Here is a 6,361-nt window from a genome sequence, read left to right as displayed (position 1 = left end):
GTTGCGCCCATCGCCTGCAATGCGCGTAGTGCAAGCTGGCAGGTGGGATCGCCCCAGTTGCACAGGAACTGCATGAAGCCACCGTTGTTGATGTCTGCTTCCATCCGCCACAGCGCGACCAGCTGCTGGTCTTCGTCGGACAGCGCATCCAGCGTCCAGGCATGCGATTGCAGGCGGGCGAGGGCGGCTTCATAGCGGTCATCCCACAACTGGTTCGGAACATCGACCACGCCGCGCTCCTGCGCCGGCAGCAGCGCCGGCCAGTTCACGCCCAGCCCGTCGGCGGTGGTGACCCACTGCGCACGTTGTTCGGCATTGGCTTCGAACAGCGCAGGCGCCCAGCGCAATGGCTGCCGGGTGTGGCGGCCGTCGGCCAGGGTCAGCAGGATGAAGTCGTCGTCGAAATCGACGTCGGTAACCCGCAGGTCGGTAAACACATCGGTCATGGCCTGCAGGGTACCGGGACGGGCGATCCATCCCCAAAAGCTTCAAAAGCCCTGGGTGAATTTGAAGGTTACTTGCCTAAACTTCAAAAGAATGGGAGCCTTTTGAAGGATAGAGCGACTTCCGAGGAGATTTCCGATGCGCCGGGCAGACATTGCAGGGCCCTTGCAGACCTACCTCGTTCCCGTGGAAGGGCGGCCCAATCTGCTGGCGATGGTCCCGCCACCGACGCCTCGCCGGCTGCCGGAAGGGCATGCGGGCTCGCGGCAGCGCCTCATCGCTGCAAATGCCTCGCTGGATCGTCTGGATCAGGCGATGAGGCAATGGCCTGCCCCCGACATGGTGACCCGGACGCTCGCGCGGCGCGAAGCCGTTCAGAGCTCCCAGATCGAGGGTACCCAGACCAACCTGGACGAACTGCTGGTGTTTGAAGCCACACTCGGCCTGGATGGTTTGCCTGCCGATGTCGTGGTGACCGAGCGCTACGTACAGGCATTGCAACTGGGCCTTGACGCCGTGCGTGCCCGCGGACGTGAGGCACTCGATCTCACGTTGGTGAACCAGCTCCATGCAGTGCTGATGCAGGACGCTGCGGACGACTTTCCAAAGGGATGCTACCGCCAGGAGCAGGCCATCATCGGCCCGCTGGGTGGACGACCGGAGGATGCCCGTTTCGTTCCTTCGCCGCCCGATCGCATTGACGAGGGGATGCGTGAACTCGAGCGCGCCATGCTGAAGTACGAGCCCGTTGAGGACGAGCCGTTTGAACTCAACATCATTGCGCAACTGGCAATAGCCCACGCCCAGTTTGAAACCATCCATCCTTACAAGGATGGCAACGGACGCACGGGAAGGCTGCTGTTGCCGTTGATCCTGGCCGCCGAACACCACCCACCGCTTTACCTGTCAGGCGCGTTGCTGCGCAACAGGAGCGCCTACTACGACGCCCTCAACCAAGTGCAACTTCGCGGTGAATGGGGCCCGTGGATGGATATGCTGTGCCAGGCCGTAGTGGAGTCTTCCCATGACGCGATCTCCATCGCCGATGACATGTCCCGGCTGATGGCAGAGTGGGAGATTCAACTTCGAGGGTATCGACGCGACTCGGTGGCACGCAGGCTTCCGCCACTGCTGATCGGCCACCCGGTGGTGACCGCAGCCAAAGTGGCTGCGTTATTGGATGTTTCCGATAGATCTGCCCTGACGGGCATCTACGCGCTTGAGTCTGAAGGAATCCTTGTCCCCGGCAACGATCGTCGCTGGGGACGGACCTATCACGCGCACGCGGTGCTGCAGCGGCTCAATCAATTGCCAGCGACGATTCCTGACCGCCTGCGTTGAACCGGTGGACCCTCACACATCCCCACCATCAGCCCAGCCTTCGCCCGTACCAGCCTGGAACACGCGGTCCTCAGCCTGCACATCGCCCGCCGGCAGGTGCGCCTGGTCGGCCAGTGCAGCGTAGATCGGGGTGAAGTCCGGCGACGTCGCCTGCATCAGCTGTTCGAAGCTGTCGATGACGAAGTAGGTCTTCTGGAAGGTGTCGATGCGGTAACGCGTGCGCATGATCCGCTGCAGGTCGAAACCGATGCGGTTCGGTGCGGCCGACTCCAGTGAGTACAGCGATTCGCCCTTCGACGAGACGATGCCGGCACCGTAGATGCGCATGCCGTCGGGCGTGTCGATCAGGCCGAACTCCACCGTGTACCAGTACAGGCGGGTCAGGTTCTGCAGCGCCTCGGGGCCGATCGCGTGTGCTTTGACGCCACCACGGCCGTACGCCTCCATGTAGTTGGCGAACACCGGGTTCATCAGCAGCGGCACGTGACCGAACAGGTCGTGGAACAGATCCGGTTCGGCGATGTAGTCGATCTGGTCGGGGCGGCGGATCCACCAGGTGACCGGGAAACGGCGGTTGGCCAGGTGATCGAAGAAATCCAGTTCCGGCAGCAGGCCTTCCACGCCCACCAGGGTCCAGCCGGTGGCCGCACCGAGCACTTCGTTGAGCTGGTCGAAGCGCGGGATCATGTGCGCGCTCATGCCCATCTCGTCCTGCGCATCCAGGAATTCCTGGCAGGCGCGGCCGACCAGCAGTTCGCGCTGGCGCTGGTACAGCGTGCTCCAAGTGGCGTGGTCGTCGGCGGTATAGGTGTCCCACGGCTGCTCGACGAGCGCGGTGGTGTACACCGGCACGTAGCCCTTGTCGGTCTGCTGGTGTTCGACGCGGCGGGGCTGGGCGAGGTCCATGGAAGACTCCTTGACGGGATACCCACGATGCTAGGGCAGGGGGCGCGCAACAGGGTTGCAAAAGTTGCGCGATTCAGTGCCCTTGGCGCAATATCATTGCGTACTCACCATGTTGCGGGGCAGCAATGGCTGGAGAAGTCCACTTCGATCGCACGGATATACGCCTGCTGGACGAAATCCAGCGCGATGGGCGCGTCACCAACGCCGAGCTGGCGGCCCGGGTGAACCTGTCGCCCTCGGCCTGCCTGCGGCGCATGCAGCGGCTGGAAAGCGAGGGCGTGGTCACCGGCTACGGTGCACGGCTGGAGCCGCGCCAGCTGGGGCTGGGACTGCAGGCCTTCGTGCGCGTGCAGCTGGAAAAGCATGACCAGGCCGCGATCGCGCATTTCGTCGACAGCGTGAAAGGCTGGGACGAGGTGGTGGCCTGCCACGCCCTGACCGGCGACATGGACTACCTGCTGCATGTCTACGTGCGCGATCTGGAGCATTTCTCGCGTTTCCTGCTGGACAGGCTGCTCAACGCCGGCGGTGTGGCCGATGCCAATTCCAGCTTCGTGCTGCGTACGGTGAAGGGTTTCCAGGCATTGCCGTTGTCGCAGCTTGAATGAGCGGGGCGCCATGATGTTTGACGGCGCGCGCGCACTGGCCGAGCATCGTGCCCCGCGGCGGCCGTCAACATGCAGGCAGCGCAGTGATTCCTTCTGGCTCCGGCATGTCTGATACCCCATCCTCGACGTCTTCCCTGCTGTTCCTTCCGCTGCGCGAGCAGAGCCTGCTGCTGCACCTGACCGACGGCACGGCGCCGGACACGCCGCTGGAGCAGGCCGGCCTGCTGGTGGCCATGCTGTGCCGCCGGCAGAAGCAACCGGCAGCCCAGCTGCAGCGCTTGCTGCACGATGCCTGTGCGCTGTTCGCTGCGGATGATGGCCACGCCGCGCAGGCGCAGCTGGCGGCCAGCGCTGGACAGGATGCGCGTGCACTGGAGGCGTGGCTGGGCGTGCTGGCCGCGCAGGACGTGCTGCTGGCACCAGACGAGGTGATGGAGGCGGTGCTGGCGGTGTCGCCGCACGCGTATCCCGGCGCGGACTTCCAGGAGGCCTGCAGGATCACCCTGGAAGAGCACACGATCCACTTTCCGGCCACATCGCTGGCCGAAGGCGATGACGAAGACGCCGGCGACGACCAACAGACAATGCACGCGACCCAGCACAACGGTCTGTTCACCTCCGAACAGGCACGCGTGCTGCGCGCGATCGCCGCCAATCCCGATGAACTGATCGACCTGCAGGCCTACGCCGGCACCGGCAAGGGCCATCTGGTGCTGGCGCTGCTGCAGGCGCGCCCGGGCCGCTATACCTACGTGGCGCCTACGCGTGGCCAGGTTGAGGCATTCCGCGCGCGGCTGCCGGCCGACGCCAGCACGCGGCTGCTGACCCAGATCGAGTTCGCCAACACGATCGCCCGTCATGCCGCCGCCAACGGCCTGACCGGTGGCTTCGTACCGACGTACCGGCAGAGCACGCTGACCCTGCGCGAGGCGGCCGCACGCCTTGGCTTGCCGGCCATCGGCGCGCGTCGGCCGGACCAGGTCTTGATGATCGCCCTGGAAGCCATCAATCGCTGGTGCGCGTCGTCAGCGCCGAACCTGCAGGCCTGGCACTTCCAGCGCTCGCTGGGCGCAGCGCAGCTGGAAGCCACGCCGTTCATCGCGGCGGCGGAGTTCGTCTGGCGCTGCATGTTCGATGCAGTGGTCCAGAAGGGCGGCTGCCTGCGGTTGGATGCGGGCCATATCGGCAAATGGCTGGCGCTGCGTGGCGTGCCGCTGCCGGTGTCGCTGGGCATGGTGCTGGTCGATGAGGCGCACGATCTCAGCCCGGCGTGGAAACAGCTGCTGGCCACCCACGCGCCCGGCGTGGTCAGCCTCGGCGATCCGCATCAGCGGTTGAGCGGACGCGTACAGCGCTGGTCATCGGCGAAAACGCTGGAGATGCACCAGTCGGTGCGCCAGGGGCGCCAGGTCGATGCGCTGGTCAACCAGTCACTGGCGCTGGACGATCTCGGCGAGCCGGCACCGTTCATGGGGGCCAGCGACCGCGCCACCGGCCTGCGACGCTATGACGAGTGGTCGGTGGTGCCCAGCACCGGCGCCCGCTTGTACGGCAGCCTGTGGCGGATGCTGCTGGAAGCCAATGAACTGGTTGCGCGCGGCGCGCGCGTGCATCTACACCCAGCGTCGCGGCAGGCGCTGTTGAAAGAGGTGGACGGTCCGATCGACGCATGGCGCAGCGCCGCCGGTGGCGGCCCCGGACAACGTTGGGAAAGCTTCGTGCAGGTCTGCGCCAAGCGTGGACAGGCGGACATTCCCGCGCTGTTTGCCGGTGGCTTCGATGCTGCGGCGTTGCAGCGCCTGCTCGGGCGACTGGTCGATGCGGACGAGGCCAGCATCGTGCTGTGCCTGGCCCAGCATGCCAAGAACCTGCAGTTCGCCACCGTGTCCATGGCGCCGTGCTGCTTCGACAGCGGCCACGACGCGCGCGCGCAGCACAGCCCGGTGCGCGCCGCCTACGTGGCGATCACCCGTGCCCAGCAGCAGCTGTGGCTGCCGGGGGACGCGATGGAGCAGTTGCAGCTGAGCGCACAGCGGCATGACCGGGCGGTGGACGAACGACGCCGGCAGCGACGCCTGGCCAGTGGCTACCCACCGCCGCGGCGCTGACCGCAGCAGTCGTTCAAGCGGCGCGCTTCAGCACTTTTCCTTGCGGCCCATCAGCTTGCCCAGGCGCGAAGGTTCGTCGCACTTCGGCGCAGCCACCGGTGCCGGCGCCAATGCGGCGGCGCGGGCCCTCTGCAGCTGCTGGATCTTGGCGCGGATCTGCGGCATCGCCGCCATCGCGGCCTTCTCGCCTTCCAGGATGGCAGTGCCACGCTGGCTGAAGTCGGCAGCGCCGATGTCCAGCACCTTGGGCCGGATCACGATGTCCGCGCGTGCCAGTTCCTGCTCACCCAGGCGCTGGCCCATGATCGAGATTGACTGGTTGACGATGCCGAGCATGCCGGTCGGTGCCTTGCCGCTGGCCTTGCTGGAGATGTCCACGGCGATCACGAACTCGGCGCCGAGCTGGCGCGCGGCGTCCACCGGCACCGGGCTGACCACGCCGCCGTCGATGTAGTTGCGGCCACCGATCTTCACCGGCTCGAACACGCCGGGGATGCTGCTGGAAGCACGCACGGCCTGGCCGACGTTGCCGCGCACGAAGATCGAACGCTCGCCGGTTTCCAGCTGGGTGGCGACGGCGGCGAACGGCTTCTTCAGGCGCTCGGCCGGGCGGTTGGCCACCTGTTCGTTGACGTAGTCCTGCAGCTTCTGGCCCTGCACCAGGCCACCGGAAAACAGGCGTACGTCGCGGATGCTGGCTTCATCCAGCGCCACCGCCTTGCTCTGCATCTGGAAGGCGTCCATGCCGCTGGCATACAGGGCGCCGACCACGCTGCCGGCACTGGTGCCTGACACCACCACCGGTTCGAAGCCGTTGGCCTCGAGCATCTTGATCACGCCGATATGCGCAAAGCCCTTGGCCGCGCCGCCGCCGAGCGCGATGCCGATCTTCACCGGCTTGGCCTGCGGAACCAGGGTGGGCTGCACGGGCGGGGTGGGGCGAACCTCTTCACC

General features: G+C 66.2%; 6 protein-coding genes. 3 read left to right on the top strand and 3 right to left on the bottom strand.

From position 1 onward, the window contains the following. Positions 1 to 446: DUF2442 domain-containing protein (locus tag DBR20_RS16310; protein ID WP_108266959.1), on the bottom strand; the 446-nt coding region annotated here is incomplete at its 3' end. Positions 447 to 609: 163 nt separating this feature from the next. Between DBR20_RS16310 and DBR20_RS16305 the strand changes: the two genes are divergently transcribed. After that, positions 610 to 1,785, top strand: coding sequence for a Fic/DOC family N-terminal domain-containing protein (locus tag DBR20_RS16305; protein WP_181393111.1), 1,176 nt, complete (start codon positions 610 to 612; stop codon positions 1,783 to 1,785). 12 nt (positions 1,786 to 1,797) lie between these two features. Here the strand turns inward: DBR20_RS16305 and phhA are convergent, their stop codons facing one another. Then, positions 1,798 to 2,691 carry a phenylalanine 4-monooxygenase gene (phhA, locus tag DBR20_RS16300; RefSeq protein WP_108266955.1) on the bottom strand — a complete coding sequence of 298 codons (894 nt, stop codon included), beginning with the start codon at positions 2,689 to 2,691 and terminating at the stop codon, positions 1,798 to 1,800. 125 nt (positions 2,692 to 2,816) lie between these two features. On the opposite strand from phhA, the gene DBR20_RS16295 reads away from it, so the two are divergent. After that, a complete protein-coding gene (locus DBR20_RS16295; RefSeq protein ID WP_108266953.1) occupies positions 2,817 to 3,299 on the top strand; it encodes an Lrp/AsnC family transcriptional regulator in 483 nt (160 codons plus the stop codon). A gap of 104 nt (positions 3,300 to 3,403) precedes the next feature. Then, entirely contained in the window at positions 3,404 to 5,407 is a 2,004-nt protein-coding gene (locus DBR20_RS16290) for a hypothetical protein (RefSeq protein WP_108266951.1), read from the top strand. A gap of 27 nt (positions 5,408 to 5,434) precedes the next feature. On the opposite strand, the gene DBR20_RS16285 is transcribed toward DBR20_RS16290, so the two are convergent. Next, a partial coding sequence (locus tag DBR20_RS16285; protein WP_108266949.1) for a patatin-like phospholipase family protein occupies positions 5,435 to 6,361 on the bottom strand: 927 nt, incomplete at its 5' end.

This window comes from Stenotrophomonas sp. HMWF023, assembly GCF_003060985.1.
GTDB classification, from domain to species: domain Bacteria; phylum Pseudomonadota; class Gammaproteobacteria; order Xanthomonadales; family Xanthomonadaceae; genus Stenotrophomonas; species Stenotrophomonas lactitubi.
The sequence above is the reverse complement of the archived record's forward strand: the minus strand, read 5'-3'. Positions and strand labels throughout refer to the sequence as shown.

What these genes read in the sequence shown, in the direction of transcription:
- phhA (WP_108266955.1), bottom strand. Translation starts at nt 2,691, where the DNA reads ATGGACCTCGCCCAGCCCCGCCGCGTCGAACACCAGCAGACCGACAAG.
- DBR20_RS16295 (WP_108266953.1), top strand. Translation starts at nt 2,817, where the DNA reads ATGGCTGGAGAAGTCCACTTCGATCGCACGGATATACGCCTGCTGGAC.
- DBR20_RS16290 (WP_108266951.1), top strand. Translation starts at nt 3,404, where the DNA reads ATGTCTGATACCCCATCCTCGACGTCTTCCCTGCTGTTCCTTCCGCTG.